Consider the following 20081-nt stretch of genomic DNA (forward strand, 5'->3'; position numbering starts at 1 on the left):
CCACCGGCCCCGTCCGGTGGCGCCGACACCGGCGGGCGGCGGGCGGAACGCCGCCGAAACGGAGGTTCGCACCGTGGGGTCGACGCCGGCGGAACAGGTTTGCGGAGCCGCAGATATGACCGGCGACGGGTGTTGATCTTCCCCCTTCCGGCGAACCTTCCCGCGTGCTAGGCTCGCCGCAAGTTGCAGTTTGGTTTCCCTTGCAGTGAGAGCCTGCGGAGCATGTAACCGCGGGCTTTCGTCGTTTTCAGGCTTCTGTGTAGGTTCTGGAGCAGGGCGACCCTGATAGGCCCAAGGAGGGCTTATATGGCTACCGGAACCGTCAAGTGGTTCAACGCCGAAAAGGGCTTCGGATTCATTGCCCAGGACGGCGGCGGTCCCGATGTCTTCGTCCACTACTCCGCGATCAATGCTGCTGGCTTTCGCTCCCTTGAGGAGAACCAGCAGGTCAACTTTGACGTGACCCAGGGCCCGAAGGGCCCGCAGGCGGAGAACGTCACCCCCGTCTGATCATTTCTGGCGTCGCGGTCTCGATCGCCCGCTCCGGAACGTAGTACCCAAGGAGCCCCCACCCGTGCGGTGGGGGCTCCTGCCTTTCCCTCTTCGCTCGTGGTGGCCCATCGTCCGCCCGGGTGGCGGGAGTTGGCCCCGGCCCGCAGCGCAGCCGCGCGTGGCCGGTAGCCGCCCCGACGGCGGGGTGCCGATCGCCCGGGGTGCCGCACGGCCTCGCGCCGGTCGCTGCGCGCCCGCGGCGGAGCCGTCGCGCTTGCGCAGCGGGGACCCTTTACGGGGAACGCCGGGCGAGCCCCGGGACTGCCGGGACCGCGTCCGGGGTGCCGACGGTCGAGGTGATCGGCGGGTCCTCCGCCGGAAATGCCGCAGGTGTTTCGCGAGTGCCCCTTTTCTCCGGTGCGGGCGCCGTCGCGCACTCCGTCCGGTGATTGCCCCGACATGTGACACCGATTTTCGGCGCAGCCCCCTTGACCTGAAAAATACTTACGTCATGCTCTGTTGCCATGACTCGACGCCCCCACAGATCCCTGCTGCTCGCGCCGATCGCCGCGTGCCTGGCCCTGACCCTCGCCTGGTCGGCCCCGGCCGGGGCCGACCAGAACCGGGCCGCCTTCGCGGACGCCCTGGACGAGATCCTCGACGATCCGCGGCTCGACGGCGCCCAGGCCGGGGTCGTGGTCGCCGACGCCGAGACCGGGGAGGTGCTGTACGACCACAACGGCGCCGACCGGCTGATGCCGGCCTCCAACTCCAAGCTGCTCAGTTCGGTGGCCGCCCTGGACGTGCTGGGCCCCGACCACACCTTCGCGACCGAGCTGCGCACCACGGGGCGGGTGGTCGGCGGCGTGCTCCTCGGCGATCTCTACCTGCGGGGCACCGGCGACCCGACCCTCCTGGCGGAGGACTACCGGTCCCTCGCCGCCCAGTTGCGGCAGGCCGGTGTCCGCCAGATCGTCGGCGACGTCGTGGCGGACGACACCCGGTTCGACACCGAGCGGTTCCACTGGGGGTGGAACGTCGACGACGAGCAGTACTACTACGGGGCGCCGATCTCCGCGCTGACGGTCGCCCCCGACACCGACTACGACGCCGGGACGGTGAAGGTGACCATCACCCCCGGCGCGAACCCCGGCGACCGGCCCGAGGTCTCGCTGGAACCGGACACCGGGTTCGTGAAGGTCGAGAACACGGCCACCACCGGCGAGGCCGGCAGCGCGCTCGCCCTGCCGCTCAACCGCGTCCACGGCGCCGACGTGCTCACCGTCAGCGGCTCCATCGCCGTCGACGCCCGCCCCACGACCAGCTGGCGTGCCGTGTGGGACGCGACGGGGCACGCCACCGCGGTGTTCCGGGACGCGCTGTCGCAGGAGGGGGTCCGAGTCACCGGCCGCACCCGGCTCGGCCGCGCCGCACCGGAGGGCAGCCGCGTCCTCGCCTCCCACGAGTCGATGACCGTCGGCGAGCTGATGAACCCCTTCATGAAGCTCTCGAACAACGGCCACGCGGAGGTGCTGGTCAAGGCCATGGGGCACGAGACGGCCGGGGACGGCGGCTGGTCGGCCGGGACCGCCGCCGCCCGGGAGTCCCTGGCGGCCTTCGGGATGGACGAGTCGACGTACGTGCTGGCGGACGGCTCGGGGCTCACCCGCCGCAACTGGGTGCCCGCCGCGGAGCTCGCGACGCTGCTGGTCGAGGTGCGTGACCAGCCGTGGTTCGACCGCTGGCACGAGGAGCTGCCGGTCGCCTGTGCCGGGGAGCGGTCCGTCGGGGGCACCCTCAACACGCGGATGTGCGGCACGCCCGCCGAGAAGAACGCCCACGCCAAGACGGGCAGCCTCACCGGTGCCACCGGGCTCTCCGGGTACGTCACCGACGCCGACGGCCGGGAGCTGGTCTTCGCCGTCGTCATCAACTACTACATGGGGAGCCACCCCAAGGACATCGAGGACGCGGTCGTCGTGACGCTCGCCTCGCACCGGGAGGGCGTTCCGGCGCAGGAGGCTCCCGCACCGCGTGAGGCCCCCCGGCCCGAGGGGGAACGGCCCGCGGACGGTCCGGCGGCCGACCACGACTCCCTCGTGGTGAAGCCGGAGGACCTCACCACCGTCGGCCACCGCTGACCCTGTCGCCGCCGGGCCTCCGTCACCGCGGGCCCGGCTGCGGCGAACGCCACGGCTGCGGCACGGGCGGGCGCCACCGGCCGTCCGTGCCGCAGCCGTGGCGTCCACCCCCTGTACGGCGATGGCCCGGCCCCCTGCGGGGCCGGGCCATCGGTGTCTGACGGGGCGCGCCGAGGTGGTCGGTCAGCCGGCGGAGCCGGTGCCCGAACCCGGGCCGACGCCCGCTGTGGCTGTCGGGCGGCTGTCCCCGTCGGCCGGTCCGTCACCGGCGGTCGCGGCGGCGGGCTCGTTCCACTCCTCGTCTATCTCGAAGGAGGTGGCGTTGTCGTACGCCTCGCGGTCGAGGATGCCCTCCCGGGCCGCGACGATCACCGGCACGGTGGCCTGACCGGCGACGTTGGCCGAGGTGCGGATCATGTCCAGGATCGGGTCGATCGCCAGGAGCAGGCCGACGCCTTCGAGGGGCAGGCCCAGGGTGGACAGCGTCAGCGTGGTCATCACCGTCGCGCCGGTCATGCCCGCGGTGGCGGCGGAACCGATCACCGAGACGAAGACGATGAGGATGTACTCCTGGATGCCCAGGCTGACGTCGAAGATCTCCGCGATGAAGATGGCGGCCAGCGCCGGGTAGATCGCGGCGCAGCCGTCCATCTTGGTGGTGGCGCCGAACGGCACGGCGAAGCTGGCGTACTCGCGCGGCACACCCAGGCGCTCGGTGGCGCGCTGCGTCACCGGCATGGTGCCGACGGAGGAGCGGGAGACGAAGCCGAGCTGCAGGGCGGGCCAGGCGCCGCGGTAGAACTGGAGCGGGTTGACGCCGCCGAAGAAGCGCAGCAGCAGCGGGTAGACGCCGAACATCACCAGCAGGCTGCCGATGTAGACGGCGGCGGTGAACTTGGCGTAGTCGCCGAGCAGGTCCCAGCCGTACTCGTTGATGGAGCGGCCGATCAGGCCGAGGGTGCCCAGCGGGGCGAGGCGGATGACCCACCACAGTGCCTTCTGCAGCATCTCCAGCACGGTCTCGCCGAAGGTGATGACCGGGGCGGCACGGTCACCGAGCTTCAGGGCGACGATGCCGACGATGGTGGCGAGGAAGACGATCTGCAGGACGCGCAGTTCCGCGAAGGGCTCGATGATGTTGTTCGGGATGATCCCGGTGAGGAAGTCGAGCCAGGAGCCGGTGGTACCGGGGGCCTCGCCGTCGGCGGGGGTGAGGCTGGAGCCGGAGCCCGGGTTGGTGATGAGGCCGAGGGTGATGCCGATGGCCACCGCGATCAGCGAGGTGATCAGGAACCACAGCAGCGTCTGGCCTGCCAGCCGGGCGGCGTTGGAGACCTTGCGCAGGTTGGTGATGGAGACCGCGATGGCGAAGAAGACCAGCGGTGCCACCGCCAGGCGGAGCAGCTGGACGAAGATCCGGCCGATCTCGCTGAGCGTCGTGCCGAGCCACTCGACGCTCCAGGTGCGCGCCACCCAGCCGAGCAGCACGCCGAGGGCCAGACCTATGAGTATCTGCGCCCAGAACGGTGGCAGGGATATACGCCGGCGGCCGGTCTCGGCCTTGGCGGTGGACGGGGAGGACACAGGGGGGCTCCGGTTGGGGGAGTGGGGACGGGGGTCGGGTGGTGCCTGGGCACGCCGTCGACCGGTCCGTCCGTGGTGCGGGCGGCGCGGTCGGGCCGAGGTGGTCGGTCACCGTCGGCGGGACGCAGACCGACGGGCACGCCGAAGGCGTGCCCGGTGCGCGGCGTGCTGCTCGAGGTCAGCTACACGCGGCGGTGTGGCGTCGACAGAGATCGATGTGCAGGCGCGCGACGAGCCGTGGGCGGCTCGGAGCGGAGTCGTGCGCGGCTGTCTTCACGTCGAACACATTAACACCGATCCTTTGAACTGCCCCAAGGCTGACTTTGGTCTGTGGTCGCGGAGAGCACAACACCCCACCGGGGAAAGGGATTCCCGATGGGGTGGGGCAGTGCGGGGTGATCCGGCTCACGTCTGCCGGTGCTCCGCCGGAGGGCCCGGTGGGTGGCCCGGCAGGCGCTTCGGCGGGCGGCCCGGCAGGTGCCGGTGAGACCCGCTCGGCGGCGAGCGCCGGTCGGTCAGTCGCGCTTACCGGTCGCCGCGACCCCGGAGGCGCCGCCCTCGGCGGACGCGCCGGTCCCCTCGCCGCGGCGCTCGTCCTCGCCGCCTGCGGCGTCGCCCTGTGCGGGCACCGGGGCCCGCGCGGCGTCGTCCACGTCGTCCTCCATCGTGCGGTTGGCGTGCAGCCGCTGCCGCGTGCGGACCACCGCGCCGCCGACCTGCTCCGACATCGCCTCGCGCTGCCGGCTCAGCACCATGAAGCTGATGGGCGACGAGATGAGAATGGCGAGCGCGATCAGCCACAGCGGGTTGGAGGTGCCGATACCGGCCGGGATCAGGCCGAGGTGGGCGAGGCCGGTCACCACGGCCAGGCAGGCGACGAAAATGCCGACGCGCATCCCGGTGTAGCGGATGGTCGCGTGCTTGGTGTCGGTCACGGCTGCTTCCTTCGGCTGGGCGCTGTGCGCGTCTACTGCTCCGGGGAGTCGGTGGTGCCTGTCCGATCCGCCGGGGTTGCCGGACTCGGTCGGGCCGCCCTCCAGTGAAGCATGCCGTCGCCGGGCTCAGGTCAGCGGGCGCCAGAACAGCACGTCGTCCCGGAAGTCGTCCTCGGCGACGCGGATGGCCTCGGGTGTCCGGCCGACCTCCTTGTAGCCGCAGGACTCGTAGAACCGCTCCAGCCCCAGCCCGCCGCGGCAGGTGAGCCGGATGGCGCGGATGCCGTCGGAGGCGCGCGCCGTCTCCTCGCAGGCCGCCATCAGGCGGCGGCCCTCGCCGGTGCCCTGCCGGGAGGGATGCACCATCACGCGGTACAGGCCGACCCAGTGCCGCATCAGCCGGTGGCTGTTGCGGTGGACGAAGGCGAGTGCCGCGGGGGTGCCCGCGTCGTCCACGCCGAGCACCAGCCGGGCCTCGCCCGCGGCGACCTGCGCCAGGTGCCCGTCGCAGACCTCGCGGATCTCCTCCGGGGCCACCGGGGGCACGTAGCCGACGGCGCCGCCCGCGTTGGTGACGTCCGCCCACAGCCGCAGCAGCCCGTCGGTCAGCCCCGGCGTCACCTCCGGGTCGACGATGTACTGGATACTCATGCGGGTCATCGTATATTCCTGCGGGTTCGGCGGGGAGGCCGTCTCGCATGCCGGGCCGCGCGACCCGGCCGCACGCCGACGTCCCGGGCACGCGTCGGCCCCGCCACCGGGAGCGGTGACGGGGCCGACGCGCGGAGCGCGGGCGGGGCCGCGCCCCGCCGGTGGCTCAGAGCGTGTGTGAGTCCCCGCGTCGGATCAGCTCGCGGCGTCGGATGCGGTCAGCTGCACGGCGGAGGGGCGCCCTCATACCGGGTTGTATTCGGGCGTCTCCGACAACGCAGCAGATGGCCGTAGCCGGCGTCGCGGGCCCGGCGTGGGGTCTCACACACGCTCTCAGAGCCGCATCGCCTGCGGGGACTCCCGCCGGTCGGCGTCCGGGCCGTCGTACTCGCGCACGATCTCGTACCGGGTGTTCCGCTCCAGCGGGCGGAAGCCCGCGTCCCGGATCAGCTCCAGCAGGTCCTCGCGGGTCAGCTTGTCGGGCGTGCCGAACGAGTCCGCGTCGTGGGTGATCTTGTACTCCACGACCGAGCCGTCCATGTCGTCCGCGCCGTGCTGCAACGCCAGCTGCGCGGTCTGGAGACCGTGCATCACCCAGAACACCTTGACGTGCGGGACGTTGTCGAACAGCAGGCGGGAGACGGCGAAGGTGCGCAGCGCCTCCGCGCCGGTGGCCATGGTGGTCCGCGCCTGGAGCCGGTTGCGGATCTTGCCGTCCTTCATGTCCACGAAGTCGTGCTGGTACCGCAGCGGGATGAAGACCTGGAAGCCGCCGGTCTCGTCCTGGAGCTCCCGGAGCCGCAGCACGTGGTCGACGCGGTGGCGCCGCTCCTCGATGTGGCCGTAGAGCATGGTGGCCGGGGTCTTCAGCCCCTTGGCGTGCGCCAGCCGGTGGATCCGGGACCAGTCCTCCCAGTGGGTGCGGTGGTCCACGATGTGCTGCCGGACCTCCCAGTCGAAGATCTCGGCGCCGCCGCCCGTCAGCGACTCCAGCCCCGCATCGATCAGCTCGTCGAGGATCTCGTCCGCGCTCAGCCCGGAGATCTCCTCGAAGTGGTGGATCTCCGTCGCGGTGAACGCCTTCAGCTGGACGGTCGCCGGCAGGACCTCCTTGAGCGCCCGCAGCGACCGCGGGTAGTAGCGCCAGGGAAGGTTGGGGTGGAGGCCGTTGACGATGTGCAGCTCGGTGAGGTTGTCGCCCTCCATGGCCTTGGCCAGACGGACCGCTTCCTCGATGCGCATCGTGTACGCGTCCTTCTCGCCCGGCTTGCGCTGGAACGAGCAGTAGGCGCACGAGGCCGTGCACACGTTGGTCATGTTGAGGTGGCGGTTGACGTTGAAGTACACGACGTCGCCGTTCTTCGCCGTCCGCACCTCGTGGGCCAGTCCGCCCAGCCAGGCCAGGTCGTCCGACTCGTACAGCGCGATGCCGTCCTCGCGGCTCAGCCGCTCGCCGGCACGGACCTTCTGCTCCAGCTCGCGCTTGAGTCCAGCGTCCATGGCCTGCCGCCTCCTCGTTGGTGTGTCTTCCCTGTCCGAGCGTACGTGCCCGCTCAGTGGTCGAATTCCTCGGGCAGCACCCCGACGCGGTTCTCCCACTTCGTGGAGAGCACGATCGTCGTCCGGGTGCGGGAGACGCCCCGGGTGCCGGACAACCGGCGGATCGTCCGCTCCAGGCCGTCGACGTCGGTGGCGCGCACCTTCAACATGTACGAGTCGTCGCCTGCGATGAACCAGCAGTCCTCGATCTCCGCGAGGTGCCGCAGCCGCGCCGCCAACTCCTCGTGGTCGGTCGCGTCGGACAGCTGGAGGCCGACGAGGGCGGTGACCCCGAGCCCCATCGACGGCGGGTCGATCGTCGCGCGGTACCCGGTGATCACGCCGGCCGTCTCCAGCCGGTTGATGCGGTCGGTCACGCTCGGCCCGGACAGGCCCACCAGCCGGCCGAGCTCCGCGTAGGAGGCACGGCCGTTCTCACGCAGCGCCTGGATGAGCTGCCTGTCCACCGCGTCCATGTCGCTGCGCCTTTCGCTGGTCCGTCGGGAGCGTCTTTCAACGGACGAATCTAAGGCATGGAGCCGCGCTCGCTTACGACAGGCCCGGCGAGGCGGAGTCGCCGTCCTCAGGCGCCCCGGCCGTCACCGTCCGCACCGGCCCCGCTGCCGCCACCGGTTCCGGACGCCCCGCCCGGCCGCTCCGCGGCGGGCGCGCCACTGCCGAGCCGGCCCTCCCAGCGGCGGTACAGGTCGTGGGGCACCCCCACGGCGTCCAACGCCCGGCCCGCCACGAAGTCCACCAGCTCCTGGATGTGCCGGGCGCCCGCGTAGAAGCCGGGCGAGGCCGGCAGCACCACGGCGCCCGCGTCGTCCAGCGTCACCAGGTGCCGCAGCGTCTGCCCGTTGAGCGGGGTCTCCCGCACCGCGACCACCAGCGGACGCCGCTCCTTCAGCGTCACGCTCGCCGCGCGTTGCAGCAGGTCCTTGGAGAGCCCCAGCGCGACCCCCGCCACGCAGGCGGTCGAGGCCGGCACGATCAGCATCCCCCGGACGGGGTACGAACCGGAGGACGGCCCCGCTGCCAGGTCCCCGGCCGGCCAGTACCGCACCCCCGACAGCTCCGGGGCGTACGCGTCGGGCGTGCCGTCCGCGCCGCGCGCCAGCCAGGTCGCCAGGTCCTCGCGCCAGTGGGCGTCGCGGAAGGAGATGCCGGTCTCGTCGAGCAGGGTCAGCCGGGACGCGCGGCTGACCACGAGGTCCACCGCCTCGCCCGCCGCGAGCAGCGCCCGCACCACCGCCGCCGCGAACGGCGTGCCGGAGGCGCCGGACACCCCGACCACCCATGGCTCACGTGCTTCCTCGGCCATCACGCATCCGTCCGTTCCGCCCGGTGCGTGCACCGGAGCTAGCCCTTGCCCGGCCGCCGTCCGCCTCGGCGCACGCCGCCGGTCCGCTCGCGCCCCGCGCGCGAGGTCGCGCGGTGGCTGCCGCCGTCCGGCGGGGCGGTCATCTCGGCCGTTTCGGTGGTCGTGCACCACCGCGCCGCACGCGCCGACGCACCACCGCGCGACGCCCCCGCCGGTCGGGCGTCCCGCCGTATCGCCAGGTCACGGGTGGGTTCCCCGCGTGTGACCGCCGAACCGAGCGTAGCCCAGCGGCCGGTGAACATCGGCTCACCGTCCGGTGACACCTCGGCCACGACGGGCCGTGGTCCGCGCACCCCTTAGGGTCGCCGTTGGACACTGTGCGGGGCGCGCACCGTCCTGTGCCGCCCGAGACCGACCAGGAGAGACATCATCAGCACCCTCCGCAAGCGGAGCGCCGCCCTCGGCGGCGGGGCGCTCCTGATCGTCGTCGCCGCGACCGCCGGCGGCTGCCAGTTCCAGCAGGCCGCGGGCGCGGGAGCGGGTGTCGGGGCCGCGGTCGACCAGTTGATGTCGCGTGAGGCCGTCACCTTGGAGGCCACCTTCCCCGCGACCCCCGAGGACATCCACGCCTATCTGGAGCGGTCCGCCGAGCTGACGGACTCCCCGGCACCCGGCGCCACCGACGCCGAGGTGCTGTCCACCCTCGAACTGACGGCCGTCGCGGGTGACCCCGAGGGGGAGACGGCGATGCGGGAGCTCGAACCGGGCGACCCGCTCTCCACCGCCCTCTCCGTGGGGTTCGGCGGCAAGGACGCCGTGGGCATCAAGCAGATCGACGGCGGGCTGTACCTCCGCATCGGCGCCGACACCCTCGTGCAGGACGCGCTCGACGGCGACCGCGAGACGGTCACCGCGGCGGAGCGGTTCATGGAGCGCGCCGCGGAACTGCCGCCCTCCCTCGACACCGCCTCCCGCGCGCTGCGCGGCGCCTGGGTGCTGGTCGACCCCTTCCTCTACCGCGCCTACGGCGACGCCCTGGACATCGGTGCGGGCGTGGACCGCGAGCTGACCGACCGGATCGCCGCCGCCCTCACCGACTCCGCGCCACTCCTCAACTCCGAGCACCAGTGGGCGATGCTGGGTGAGCTGGAGACGGCGATCGCCGAGGACGCGACCCTGCGGGGGACCGGCACCGCACACGGCGCCGAGCGGGTCGAGCTCCGGCTCACCGCGGCCCGCGCCGACCGGGCCCTCGGCCCGCTGCTGGACCTGCTCACCCAGCAGAGCGACCGCTTCGGGCTGACCCCGGTCGTCCACGACCCGGTGGACCCCGACGCTCCGTTCGTCGCCGAACTCGCCATCCGCAACGGTGTGCTGTCGGAGGTGAACTTCGACCTCGGCCAGTTCGCGGGCGAGGACTTCCCCGAACTGCCGCTGCGGCTCCACCTCAACGGCGGCAGCGCCATCAGCCTCACCGCGCCCGAGGCGCCGATGCTCCACCCCGACGACCTCACCGTCGCCCTGCTGTACCTGGACCTGCGCGAGCAGCAGCGCCGGGAGGACCCCGACCGCGCGGACGTGCCGGGCCCGATGCAGCCCTGACGGGCGCGCCGTACCCGCCGCGCGGGCGCGTCCCGCCGGGCGGCCCACCCGCCGCCCGGTTGCCGCGGTCGGCGCCGCCCGGTCCGGTTGGGTGCCGCCCCGCGCGGGTACGCGTCGCACCCGAGGTCACCGGTGACGCATCGCCTAGCCTGGAGCGCTCGGCGCCCCACCGGCGACAGGCCGCCCGACCGGGCGCGCCCGACGGGAACCGGTCTCCCCGGCGGCGCGTGGGAGACGGTGACCGCGTGACCGGGGCAGGCGACCGCCGGCCCCACGGGAGAGGTGACAGCGATGGTGAACCGCACGCCGCGCGGCCGACGGGCCGTCCAGGCCGGGCTGCTGATGCTCGGCTGGCTCGTACTGATGTGGGTGCTGACGGCCTTCGACGGCGACAACCCGCGCTGCTTCCCCGGCGACCCGGACGCGCCGCTCGTCTGCGACCTCGGCGTCGAACCCCGGCAGGCGGGGGAACTGCTCGACATCTACCCGGCCGCCTTCATGCACTTCGGCTACGACCACCTCATCGCCAACAGCGTGCCGCTGCTCATCTTCGGCTTCCTGGCGGCGTGGCGCGGCATCGCCCGCTTCCTGGGCGTCTGCTTCGTGATCATCACGGTCTCCGGGCTCGGTGTCTGGCTGTTCTCCTCCTCCGGGTCGATCACCGCGGGCGCCTCCGGTGTCGTCTTCGGCCTCTTCGGCTACCTGCTGGTGCGCGGTTTCGTGGAGCGCGACGCGGTGGACATCACCGTCGGGATCACGGTCTTCCTGCTCTACGGCTCGCTGCTCTGGGGCGTGCTCCCCACGCAGACCGGCGTCTCCTGGCTCGGCCACCTCTTCGGCCTCGCCGGCGGGGTGCTCGCCGCGTTCTGGCTGCGGCGGGGCGACACGCCGCGCCGCCGGCCCCGACGGGCGTCGGGGTTGTCCGGGCCGCCGCCGGGCCACCCCGGCTGAGCGGCGGTCCGCCCCCGGCGGCGGGCGCCATCGCGCAACGCCGACCATCCAGCGGCGCGTAGTCGCGCGATCACGCCCGGTGGCGTCTTTCTGTCGGTGGTCGGTCGTAGGGTCAGCGCATGAAGATCGTGAACCCGGAACTCCGGCCCTACCTGATCGACCACGCCACCCCGGCCGACGAGATCCTCCAGGAGCTCGCGGCGGAGAACCGGCGGGCCTACCCTCGCGACGTCCGCATGCAGATCACCCCGGACCAGGGCGCGTTCCTGGCGCTGCTGGTGCGCCTGACCGGCGCCCGCACCGTGGTCGAGGTGGGGACGTTCACCGGCTACTCCGCGATCTGGATCGCCCGCGCCCTCCCCGAGGGCGGCCGGCTCATCACCTGCGACATGAGCGAGGAGTGGACCGCGGTGGCGCGCCGCTACTGGGAGCGGGCCGACGTCACCGACCGGATCGACCTGCGGATGGGGGACGCCGCCGAGACGCTGCGCGCGATGCCGCGTGAGGAGCACGTCGACCTCGCCTTCGTCGACGCCGACAAGGTGGGCTACCCCGTCTACTACGAGGAGGTCCTGACCCGGCTCCGGCCGAACGGGCTCATGGTCCTCGACAACACCCTCCAACGGGGGCAGGTCGTCGACGACTCCGACACCTCGCCCTCCACGCTCGCCATCCGTGAGATCAACGACGCGATCACGGCGGACAAGCGGGTCGAGTCGGTCCTGCTCTCCGTCTACGACGGGCTGACGGTGGTCCGCAAGCGCTGACCCGGCCCCGGCCCCGGCCCCAGCCACGGCCCCAGCCACGGCCCGGGGCGGGTCGCGCGGTGGCCCGGGGTGTGGTCAGCGGCCGGGCGGGGCGCCGTCCTCCGGGCGGGCTGTACCCCCGGTCCCGCCCGTGTCGCCGGAGTCGCCGGGGCCGCCAGGGGCGTCCGCCGGGGAGTCGGGGCCGCGGTCGGGGCGGGCGGCGTCCGGACCGGGTGCCCCCGGTGACGGGGCCGGCGCCTCGGGTTCCAGCTCCGTCAGCTCGTCGGCGAAGACCTGCGACAGCGGCTGCGGCCCCACGTACCGTTGACAGGTGCAGGGCGCGGGCGCGTACCCGGTGGGGCGGTGCTGGGCGTCCCAGCCGGTCGGCCTGGCGACCTCCTCGTGGCACCGGCCGCGCCGGTCGTGCTGCGCGAGGTGGTGGCCGCAGCCGCAGACCGGATCGGGGACGTCCCGCCCGGCCTCCTCCGACCGCAGCAGCCTGTGCTCCTCGTTCCGCAGCTCCTCGATGCGCCGCTCCTGGCGGGTGAGCTGGGCGTCCCGCAACGAGTCCAGGAAGAAGACGACGGCGCCGGAGACCACGAGCACGCCCACGACCCACATGCCGACCGTCGCCATGACGCGTCACCTCCCGCGTCCGAGGCTACGCCGGGGCGGCCTGGCCCCGGCAGACCCCGAGCGCCGCGCCGGAGCCGGGCCGTACCGGCCGAGAACCCGGGCGGCGGGTCAGACGCTGCTCGCCAGGGAGAGCTTGACGGCGAACCCCAGGAACCCGGCGCCGGCCAGCGCCATGCCGCCGGCCTGGAGCGCGCGGCGCCGGCGGAAGGCGGCGGCGAGCCGGGCGCCCAGGAAGATCAGCAGGCTGAGGTAGGCGATGCTGAACAGCTGCACCCACAACCCCAGCGCCAGGAACGACAACGCCGGGTAGGGGTAGGCGGGGTCCACGAACTGCACGAAGAACGAGACGAAGAACAGGATCGCCTTCGGGTTCACCAGGCTCGCCAGCAGCGCCCGGCGGAACGGCCGCTCCCCCGGCACCGGAGGCGCCTCCGCCGCCGCCTCCACCTCGGCGAGCCGCTGCCGCCTCCGGCGCCACAGTGCCCAGGCACCCCGCAGCATGCCCAGCGCCAGCCAGGCCAGGTAACCGGCGCCGAGCAGCTTGACCACGGTGAACGCCACGGGGCTCGCGCTGAGCAGCGAGGCTGCGCCGCCCGCCGAGAGGACCATCAGCACCGCGTCGCCGCAGAGCACGCCGCCGGCCGCCCGGTAACCGGCCCGTACGCCGAGCCGGGCCCCGGCGGAGAGCACGTACAGCGAGTTCGGCCCCGGCATCAGGATGATCAGGGCCAGCCCCACCAGGTAGGTGGGCAGATCGGTTATCCCCAGCATGCGGCGCATGGTGCCACACGGCCCGGGTGCCGGTGGTGTCCGTTCCGTCCCCCGGTCCGGTCCGGCACGGCGCGTGCTCCGCCGGAACGTTCCGTGGCGCAGCACGTACCCGAGCACGCACCTGAGCCCGTACCCGAGCACCCGCCGGTCCGCCGCACCGGCGGTCTGCCGCAGCAGTTCCGCCGCGCCGGTCGCTCGCCTCGCGGTGCGACCGGCTCACGGCGTGACGAGCACCTTCAGCGCCTCGCGGTCGTCCATCGCCCGGTAGCCCTCGGGCGTCTCGTCCAGACCCACCGTCCGGTCGAAGACCCGACCTGGCTCCACTCGGCCCTCCAGGACGTCCGGCAGCAGCTCCTCGATGTAGGCGCGCACCGGCGCGGGCCCGCCTGTCAGCGTGATGTTGCCGCCGAAGAGGCTCCCGAAGCCGACGGGCGCCGCTTCGTACTGCGGCACCCCCACCCGGCTGATGACACCGCCGGGGCGCACCACGCCCACCGCCATCTCGTAGGCGGGCATGTGTCCCACCGCCTCCAGCACCGCGTGCGTTCCGTCGCCTCCCGTCAGCTCCCGCACCCGCTCGATGCCCTCCTCGCCCCGCTCGGCCACCACGTCGGTGGCGCCGAACTCCCGGCCGAGGTCGGTGCGGGAGATGTGGCGGCCCATGAGGATGATTCGTTCGGCGCCCATCCGGCGCGCGGAGAGCACCGCCAGCAGGCCGACCGCGCCGTCACCGATCACCGTGACGGTGGTCCCGGGCCCGACCCGCCCGAGGCGCGCCGCGTGGTGCCCGGTCCCGTAGACGTCGGCGAGCGTCAGCAGCGACGGCAGCAGCGCGGAGTCCTCCGCGACGGGCAGCCGTACCAGGGTGCCGGCCGCCTGGGGGACGCGGATCGCCTCGGCCTGGCCGCCGCCGAAGACCCCGCCCCGTCGGCAGGAGGTGTGCAGCCCCTCCCGGCAGAACTCGCAGGTGTTGTCCGACCAGACGAACGGCGCGACGACCAGGTCGCCGCGGCGAACCCCGCTCACCTCGCTGCCGAGTTCCTCGACGACGCCGAGGAACTCGTGGCCCATCGGCACGCCCCGGTCGCGGCGCTTCATCGAGTGGTACGGGTGCAGGTCACTGCCGCAGACGCAGGACCGCACGATGCGCACCACCGCGTCGGTGGGCTCGCGCAGCCGTGGGTCGGGGACCTCCTCGACCCGTACGTCGCCCGCTCCGTACATCACCGTCGCTCGCATCGGGAACCTCTCTCGTCCGTTCGGGGAGGTGGCGCCTACCCGCTGAGCAGCGGAGGACCCTCCCGGGCCGCTGTGGCGTGGCCGCCCGGGAACGGTACCGCCGCCCGGAGGTGCGGCCGGGGGACTCGCGGGGTCCCGTCCGGGCGGGACCCCGGGGGCGGCACAACGCGACGCCGCCCCCGGCCCCGAGGGGCGGAGGCGGCGTCGCGGTACCCGACGTTCGGGGCGTCGGGTGGTACGGCTACCGACGCATGGCGCGGCGGCGGTGGTTCCGTGCGGTGGTCGGTGGTCTCAGCCGATCCGCACGGCCCCGGTGGGCGGCGAGTAGCCGAGGTCCTGCTCGACCACACCGGTGGAGGGGTTCTGCGCGCCGACGAAGCGGCCGTTGCCGACGTAGATCGCCACGTGGTAGGCGCTGCCGCGACCACCCCAGTAGAGCAGGTCGCCCGGCTGCGCGTCGCTGACGGCGATGGCGGTGCCCATGGCGGACTGCTCCTGCGAGGTCCGCGGCAGCGAGATGCCGGCGGAGGCGTAGGCGGCGCCGGTGAGCCCGGAGCAGTCCCAGGCGCCGGGGCCGGTGGCACCGAGCTGGTAGGCGCTGCCGACCTGGGAGCGGGCGAAGCCCACGATCCCGGAGCCGCTGCCGGACGGCGCCGGCGCGGGGGTGGAGGCCGACGGTGCGGTCGCCGCCTCGCCGGAGGACGCGGCGAGCGGCGCCCGCTCGGAGCTGCGGGAGGCGGCCTGCTCGGTGCGCTCCTCGGCGGCGGCGTCCTCGGCGGCGCGCTCCTCGGCGGCGCGGGCCTCCTCGGCGGCACGCTCGCGGGCGGCACGTTCCTCGGCGGCGCGGGCCTCTTCCTCCTCGGCCTTCTGCTTCGCCGCGGCCTTCTCGGCGCGCACCCAGGCGAGGGTCTGGGCCTGGTCCAGGTCGGCGGCGGAGATGTAGCGCTCCGCGGCCTCGGCGGCCTGGGCCGCGCCGGCCACGTGCACGGTGCTGAGCGTCGTCACGGTGGGAAGCTCACCGGTGGCCTCGGTGGGCTTCTCGTCGGCCTGGGCGCTGCCGGCCGGAGCGGCGACCGCGATGGTGCCCAGGACGCCGGACAGGACTCCGCCACGCAGCAGCTGGGTGGCTCGCGTCTGGCGGGGCTTGCGGTGCCGGCCGGTGGGACGAGTGGTGCGGATTGGGGACATGGGCACCAGCCGTATCAAGGCCCGGCAACTGTGCTCAAGAAACGTGTAATGCGACACAAGTGCCCATCCCGAGCGGCTATATGCCCGGATTGTCGCGCGTACGCCGTACGGCGGGGCGCGGCTCACGGGCGCGGAGCGGCGCCGTACGCAGGCACGTGTCCGAAATGGCCTGCATTGGCCGCGACTTAGCACGGCGTTCCGGGGCCCGGCAATGGTGATCATCGACGGACCGTCAGCCTCGTGACACAGCTCATAGGCGACCGGGTGGCGTCGTCCCACCCACCGGGACGGCCGACCGGGAGCCTTGCGTCCGCTGTTCCGATGTGCCGTTCGCCGGGTCGGGGCCGGCACATCGGTGGGATCGCCGAACCGTCCGCGTCCGGTCCGCCCCTGCCCGCCGGGTGCACCGTGGCGCCGGCTCGTCCGGTAGTCGGACACGGAAACGGCCCCGCTCGGCGGGGCCGTTTCCGGTGCCGTGTGCGGTGCTGCCACCCACGGGGGCGGAACCGGTTTCAGCGCCCCAGCTCGCGGGAGATCCGCCCCAGCTGCTCCAGCCGCTGCTCCAGCGTCGGGTGCGAGGACAGCAGCTTGCTGAAGGAGTTCCCGGAGAAGGCGGGGGCGAAGAAGAAGGCGTTGAAGGGCTCCGCCTGCCGCAGGTCGCGTGTGGGGATCTGCGCCATCTGGCCGCTGACCTTGGTGAGCGCGGAGGCGAGTGCGGACGGCTTCCCGGTGAGCAGCGCGGCGCCCCGGTCGGCGGACAGCTCGCGGTAGCGGGAGAGCAGCCGCGTCAGCAGGAAGCTGACCGCGTAGACGACGGCGCTGACCAGCGGAATGATCAGGAAGAGGATCTGCGCCTGGCTGTTGCCGTTGCGACCGCCGCCCCGCATCATGCCGCTCCACAGCGCCATCCGGGTCACGGTGCCGGCGAGCACGCCGAGGAACGACGCGAAGGTCATCACCGCCACGTCTCGGTGCGCGACGTGCGACAGCTCGTGCGCGAGGACGCCCTCCAGCTCCTCCGGCTCCAGCCGACGCAGCAGACCGGTGGTGGCGCACACCAGGGCCTTCTTCTGGCTGCGGCCGGTGGCGAAGGCGTTGGGAACATCGGTGTCGGCGATGGCGACCCGCGGTTTCGGCAGGTCGGAGAGGGCGCAGAGCCGGTCGATGGCGGCGTGCAGCTCCGGCGCCTGCTCCGGGCTGACCTCGCGCGCGCCCATGCTGTAGGCGGCGATCCGGTCGCTGAACCAGAACTGGGCGACGAACATACCGCCCGTGAACAGCAGGACCAGCGGCCACGCGTTCTGGAAGGCGGCCAGCAGCACGCCGATCAGCACCACGTACAGCAGGCCGATCAGGAACATCGTGGTGACCATGCGGCTGGTGAGGCCGCGGTCGGGGGCGTAGCGGGTGCGCGTCATGGTGTCCACCTCCTCCTTCTCCTACCTCGGACCCTACGCCGCCGCAGGTCGGAACGGCGTCAGCCGGGGGTCGGACCGGTGCCGCGCGGACTCCTGCTCGGGTCGGAGACGCCGGGCGGGAGCGGAGGCCGAGGGGGAGGGGACCGGTTCCGTGTCGGACGGGGTCCGCCCGGCACCCCGGTCGGGACCGACGGGCACACTCCGGGGTCCGGGCGGGCAGCCTGCGCCCGGGGCCCCGGCAGCGCGGTCGCCGCCCCCGTCGGTGGAGCTCGGGGCAGCGAGGCGGCGGGCCGCGCGCGGGCGACGGCGCGGGGGGCGAGCCCGCGGGGCGACTGCCGCACGGTGAGTGCCGTCAGGGTGAGTGCCGCACCGTGACGGCAGTGCGACGCGGCGGACGGAAGGGGCGGTCGACCGCCGGGCGCCCGCGCCCCGCGTCCGGCCCGGATCGGCCCCGGCCGCTGGGACGCCCGGTCGCTCAGCCCTCGGCGGTGAGCCCGGGAGCACCCCAGACGGGGAACCAGCGGGTCAGGTCGCTCTCGGTCCGCAGGTCGTCGCCGAGCGCGCTGTTGATCTGGAGCTCCAGCGGGTTGTCGCGCTTCTCCCCGCCGCCGGCAGCCGGCGCGAAGGGATAGAAGGTGCCCCTCTTGTAGAGGTACACCAGCGCGAGCGAGCGGCCCCGGTCGTCACGGAAGCCGACCAGCGAGCAGAGCAGCTGCGGGCCGAACCCCGCCGACTCCAGGGAGGTGTTCACCGCGTGGAGGTCGTTGACCAGGGAGACCAGGTCCTGCGGGTCGCGGCGGCACAGCAGCCAGGTGTAGCCGTAGCGGTCGCGCACGGTCTCCGCCTCCCGGCCGAGCAGCGCGGTGGTGTCCTCCTGGAGGCGGCTGAACGCACCGCCCTCGGCGCCGGCGAAGCAGACCGAACCGAGGCCCGTCGGGGTGAACCCCGAGCCGGCCTCCAGCGTGATCGCCGCGGACGGCAGGGCGAAGAGTTGGTCGAGGTCGGGCTGCACCGGCTTGCGGCGGCCGAAGATCGCGTCCAGGAATCCCATGGTGGAGTCAGCGTAGTGGAGTCGGGGCCCGCCCGTCGCGGCGCCGCCGGGCCGGGGTGCCGCGGGCAGGTCAGGCCCACCACTGGTCGTAGGCGAGGCGGCTGACCAGGGCCGCGACGACCACGAGCAGCACCACGCGCACGAAGCCGCTGCCGCGCCGCAGCGCCATGTGCGCGCCGAGCCAGCTCCCGGCGATGTTGAAGACGGCCATCGACGCGGCGAGTTGCCACAGCACGGTGCCGTGGACGGAGAAGGCGACCAGCGCGCCCAGGTTGGTGCCGACGTTGACGACCTTGGCGGTGGCCGACGCCGAGAGCATCGTCATGTGCAGCAGGCCGACGAAGGCGATGATGAGGAAGGTTCCGGTACCCGGGCCCAACAGGCCGTCGTAGAAGCCGACTCCGGCCCCCGCGACCAGCAGCGCCAGCGCGCCGCGTCGCCGGGAGGCGACTCGCCCGCTGTCCTCCGTGCCGAAGGACGGCCGCAGCACGACGAAGAGCGCGACGGCGAGCAGCAGCACCATGATGAGCGGTTGCAGCACCTCTTTGCTCACCGCGGTCGCGAACGAAGCACCCACGGCGGAGGAGGCGCAGGCGAGTACGCCGAACCGCAGCGCCAGCCGGACGTCCACCGGGTGCCGTCGGGCGTAGGTGACCGCCGCGAAGGAGGTGCCGGCGATGGCGGTCGCCTTGTTGGTGCCCAGCGCGTACGCCGGTGCGTGCTGCGGCAGTCCGATCAGCAGCGCGGGGACCAGCAGCAGGCCGCCGCCGCCCACGACGGCGTCGACCCAGCCCGCGAGTGCCGCGGCGAGGAACAGCATCAGTAGCACGGGCAACGACAGCTCCAGCATGCGCTCAGCGTACGGAGCCCGCCGGGCGCCGCCCTTTCCCGGGGGCTCGGACCGCGGTCGGCGGTCCCGCCCCATCGGTCGGACCGCCCCGGTGCCGCCCCCGACCGTCGGTGACCTCGGGCGGAGCCGTCCCGCGGCCCCGTCGGAACGTCTCGCGCCCCGGGCCGGGTGGTTCGAGGAGGCCGCGGCGGCGCTGCCCGGCAACACCACGGCAACGCCGTGTCAATGACCGCGAAACATCTGATTCCGGGGCGTCGCCGCTGGTTTCGCGCATACCTCGCAAGCGGCCGAGGTGCAAATTTGCGCTGAGACGATACGACCTGATAGCGCGACGCGGGCGCGTGAGGTGCCCGAACGGGCGCCGCGTCACGAGCCGTACGGTCACCGGCACGTCCGGTATCAGGACGGTGACGCCACCCACCTGCGTGGATGCACTTAGGTGACCCTTGGTGCCATAGATCACAAACTTCGTCGGGTACCCCGTGTCACAACTCACAGGGGGTGAGGCATAGGATGCGCTCGTGCTTGTGAACTGACTCACATAGAAGTGATCTTCTAGCAGCAGTCGCCGTCGACTGGAAGGAGCGAGGTGCGGTGAACGCGTACGTTCCCATCCTCGTGCTGGCAGCCCTCGGGGCAGCCTTCGCCGTGGGCTCCGTGATCGCGGCGGCGATCATCGGGCCGAAGCGCTACAACCGGGCCAAGCTCTCGGCCTACGAGTGCGGCATCGAGCCCACCCCGCAGCCCGCGGGCGGTGGGCGCTTCCCCGTCAAGTACTACCTGACGGCGATGCTCTTCATCGTCTTCGACATCGAGATCGTCTTTCTCTACCCGTGGGCCGTCCACTTCGACGCCCTGGGGATGTTCGGGCTGGTCCAGATGGCCATCTTCGTCGGGCTCATCGGCGTCGCGTACGCCTACGACTGGCGCAGGGGAGGGCTGGAGTGGGACTGACGACTCCCG

Annotated in this window: 19 protein-coding genes; 6 read left to right on the plus strand and 13 right to left on the minus strand. The window is 73.1% G+C overall.

Annotated features, from left to right (window positions below; all coding sequences use genetic code 11):
• Window positions 1-306 precede the first annotated feature (306 nt).
• Window positions 307-510, plus strand: coding sequence for a cold-shock protein (locus HCJ92_RS01595; protein ID WP_014144190.1), 204 nt, complete (start codon window positions 307-309; stop codon window positions 508-510).
• A gap of 506 nt (window positions 511-1016) precedes the next feature.
• On the plus strand, window positions 1017-2633 hold the full coding sequence (gene dacB / locus HCJ92_RS01600) for a D-alanyl-D-alanine carboxypeptidase/D-alanyl-D-alanine endopeptidase (protein ID WP_209310591.1): 1617 nt from the start codon (window positions 1017-1019) through the stop codon (window positions 2631-2633).
• A gap of 183 nt (window positions 2634-2816) precedes the next feature.
• On the opposite strand, the gene HCJ92_RS01605 is transcribed toward dacB, so the two are convergent.
• From HCJ92_RS01605 to HCJ92_RS01630, 6 genes are all read right to left on the minus strand, one after another.
• Window positions 2817-4217 carry a cation:dicarboxylate symporter family transporter gene (locus HCJ92_RS01605; RefSeq protein ID WP_167931536.1) on the minus strand — a complete coding sequence of 467 codons (1401 nt, stop codon included), beginning with the start codon at window positions 4215-4217 and terminating at the stop codon, window positions 2817-2819.
• A gap of 515 nt (window positions 4218-4732) precedes the next feature.
• The gene (locus HCJ92_RS01610; protein WP_338053966.1) at window positions 4733-5152 is read right to left on the minus strand and encodes a DUF4229 domain-containing protein; all 420 of its coding nucleotides are present in this window, start codon (window positions 5150-5152) and stop codon (window positions 4733-4735) included.
• A 126-nt stretch (window positions 5153-5278) separates the two neighbouring features.
• Complete coding sequence (locus tag HCJ92_RS01615) at window positions 5279-5803, minus strand: GNAT family N-acetyltransferase (RefSeq protein WP_167931537.1); 525 nt, start codon at window positions 5801-5803, stop codon at window positions 5279-5281.
• A gap of 333 nt (window positions 5804-6136) precedes the next feature.
• On the minus strand, window positions 6137-7303 hold the full coding sequence (gene mqnE, locus HCJ92_RS01620; RefSeq protein ID WP_167931538.1) for an aminofutalosine synthase MqnE: 1167 nt from the start codon (window positions 7301-7303) through the stop codon (window positions 6137-6139).
• Between the two features lie 53 nt (window positions 7304-7356).
• Window positions 7357-7818 carry an Lrp/AsnC family transcriptional regulator gene (locus tag HCJ92_RS01625; protein WP_167931539.1) on the minus strand — a complete coding sequence of 154 codons (462 nt, stop codon included), beginning with the start codon at window positions 7816-7818 and terminating at the stop codon, window positions 7357-7359.
• A gap of 107 nt (window positions 7819-7925) precedes the next feature.
• Window positions 7926-8666 (minus strand): UbiX family flavin prenyltransferase, encoded by a 741-nt coding sequence (locus tag HCJ92_RS01630; protein WP_167931540.1) that lies wholly within the window; start codon window positions 8664-8666, stop codon window positions 7926-7928.
• A 567-nt stretch (window positions 8667-9233) separates the two neighbouring features.
• On the opposite strand from HCJ92_RS01630, the gene HCJ92_RS01635 reads away from it, so the two are divergent.
• From HCJ92_RS01635 to HCJ92_RS01645, 3 genes are all read left to right on the plus strand, one after another.
• The gene (locus HCJ92_RS01635) at window positions 9234-10268 is read left to right on the plus strand and encodes a hypothetical protein (protein WP_167931541.1); all 1035 of its coding nucleotides are present in this window, start codon (window positions 9234-9236) and stop codon (window positions 10266-10268) included.
• A 291-nt stretch (window positions 10269-10559) separates the two neighbouring features.
• On the plus strand, window positions 10560-11219 hold the full coding sequence (locus tag HCJ92_RS01640) for a rhomboid family intramembrane serine protease (protein WP_167931542.1): 660 nt from the start codon (window positions 10560-10562) through the stop codon (window positions 11217-11219).
• A gap of 119 nt (window positions 11220-11338) precedes the next feature.
• Complete coding sequence (locus HCJ92_RS01645) at window positions 11339-11986, plus strand: O-methyltransferase (protein WP_167931543.1); 648 nt, start codon at window positions 11339-11341, stop codon at window positions 11984-11986.
• A 75-nt stretch (window positions 11987-12061) separates the two neighbouring features.
• On the opposite strand, the gene HCJ92_RS01650 is transcribed toward HCJ92_RS01645, so the two are convergent.
• From HCJ92_RS01650 to HCJ92_RS01680, 7 genes are all read right to left on the minus strand, one after another.
• Complete coding sequence (locus HCJ92_RS01650; protein WP_209310592.1) at window positions 12062-12601, minus strand: hypothetical protein; 540 nt, start codon at window positions 12599-12601, stop codon at window positions 12062-12064.
• Window positions 12602-12709: 108 nt separating this feature from the next.
• Window positions 12710-13372, minus strand: a complete 663-nt coding sequence (gene leuE / locus HCJ92_RS01655) for a leucine efflux protein LeuE (RefSeq protein ID WP_167931544.1) — start codon at window positions 13370-13372, stop codon at window positions 12710-12712.
• A 216-nt stretch (window positions 13373-13588) separates the two neighbouring features.
• Window positions 13589-14611 (minus strand): zinc-binding dehydrogenase, encoded by a 1023-nt coding sequence (locus HCJ92_RS01660; RefSeq protein WP_209310593.1) that lies wholly within the window; start codon window positions 14609-14611, stop codon window positions 13589-13591.
• Between the two features lie 291 nt (window positions 14612-14902).
• Window positions 14903-15799 (minus strand): C40 family peptidase, encoded by an 897-nt coding sequence (locus tag HCJ92_RS01665; RefSeq protein WP_167931545.1) that lies wholly within the window; start codon window positions 15797-15799, stop codon window positions 14903-14905.
• Between the two features lie 512 nt (window positions 15800-16311).
• Window positions 16312-17217, minus strand: a complete 906-nt coding sequence (gene htpX / locus HCJ92_RS01670; protein WP_167931546.1) for a zinc metalloprotease HtpX — start codon at window positions 17215-17217, stop codon at window positions 16312-16314.
• Window positions 17218-17692: 475 nt separating this feature from the next.
• On the minus strand, window positions 17693-18268 hold the full coding sequence (pspAB, locus tag HCJ92_RS01675; RefSeq protein ID WP_167931547.1) for a PspA-associated protein PspAB: 576 nt from the start codon (window positions 18266-18268) through the stop codon (window positions 17693-17695).
• A gap of 70 nt (window positions 18269-18338) precedes the next feature.
• The gene (locus tag HCJ92_RS01680; protein WP_167931548.1) at window positions 18339-19118 is read right to left on the minus strand and encodes a sulfite exporter TauE/SafE family protein; all 780 of its coding nucleotides are present in this window, start codon (window positions 19116-19118) and stop codon (window positions 18339-18341) included.
• Between the two features lie 594 nt (window positions 19119-19712).
• Here HCJ92_RS01680 and HCJ92_RS01685 point away from each other — a divergent pair.
• Complete coding sequence (locus HCJ92_RS01685; RefSeq protein ID WP_167931549.1) at window positions 19713-20072, plus strand: NADH-quinone oxidoreductase subunit A; 360 nt, start codon at window positions 19713-19715, stop codon at window positions 20070-20072.
• Window positions 20073-20081: the final 9 nt, after the last annotated feature.

This window comes from Streptomyces spiramenti (assembly GCF_012034385.1).
GTDB lineage: Bacteria > Actinomycetota > Actinomycetes > Streptomycetales > Streptomycetaceae > Streptomyces > Streptomyces spiramenti.

Coding starts and splice junctions, on each gene's coding strand:
- HCJ92_RS01595 (WP_014144190.1), top strand. CDS start 307: ATGGCTACCGGAACCGTCAAGTGGTTCAACGCCGAAAAGGGCTTCGGA.
- dacB (WP_209310591.1), top strand. CDS start 1,017: ATGACTCGACGCCCCCACAGATCCCTGCTGCTCGCGCCGATCGCCGCG.
- HCJ92_RS01615 (WP_167931537.1), bottom strand. CDS start 5,803: ATGAGTATCCAGTACATCGTCGACCCGGAGGTGACGCCGGGGCTGACC.
- mqnE (WP_167931538.1), bottom strand. CDS start 7,303: ATGGACGCTGGACTCAAGCGCGAGCTGGAGCAGAAGGTCCGTGCCGGC.
- HCJ92_RS01625 (WP_167931539.1), bottom strand. CDS start 7,818: ATGGACGCGGTGGACAGGCAGCTCATCCAGGCGCTGCGTGAGAACGGC.
- HCJ92_RS01630 (WP_167931540.1), bottom strand. CDS start 8,666: ATGGCCGAGGAAGCACGTGAGCCATGGGTGGTCGGGGTGTCCGGCGCC.
- HCJ92_RS01635 (WP_167931541.1), top strand. CDS start 9,234: ATGTCGCGTGAGGCCGTCACCTTGGAGGCCACCTTCCCCGCGACCCCC.
- HCJ92_RS01640 (WP_167931542.1), top strand. CDS start 10,560: ATGGTGAACCGCACGCCGCGCGGCCGACGGGCCGTCCAGGCCGGGCTG.
- HCJ92_RS01645 (WP_167931543.1), top strand. CDS start 11,339: ATGAAGATCGTGAACCCGGAACTCCGGCCCTACCTGATCGACCACGCC.
- HCJ92_RS01650 (WP_209310592.1), bottom strand. CDS start 12,601: ATGGCGACGGTCGGCATGTGGGTCGTGGGCGTGCTCGTGGTCTCCGGC.
- leuE (WP_167931544.1), bottom strand. CDS start 13,372: ATGCTGGGGATAACCGATCTGCCCACCTACCTGGTGGGGCTGGCCCTG.
- HCJ92_RS01660 (WP_209310593.1), bottom strand. CDS start 14,611: ATGCGAGCGACGGTGATGTACGGAGCGGGCGACGTACGGGTCGAGGAG.
- HCJ92_RS01665 (WP_167931545.1), bottom strand. CDS start 15,799: ATGTCCCCAATCCGCACCACTCGTCCCACCGGCCGGCACCGCAAGCCC.
- htpX (WP_167931546.1), bottom strand. CDS start 17,217: ATGACGCGCACCCGCTACGCCCCCGACCGCGGCCTCACCAGCCGCATG.
- pspAB (WP_167931547.1), bottom strand. CDS start 18,268: ATGGGATTCCTGGACGCGATCTTCGGCCGCCGCAAGCCGGTGCAGCCC.
- HCJ92_RS01680 (WP_167931548.1), bottom strand. CDS start 19,118: ATGCTGGAGCTGTCGTTGCCCGTGCTACTGATGCTGTTCCTCGCCGCG.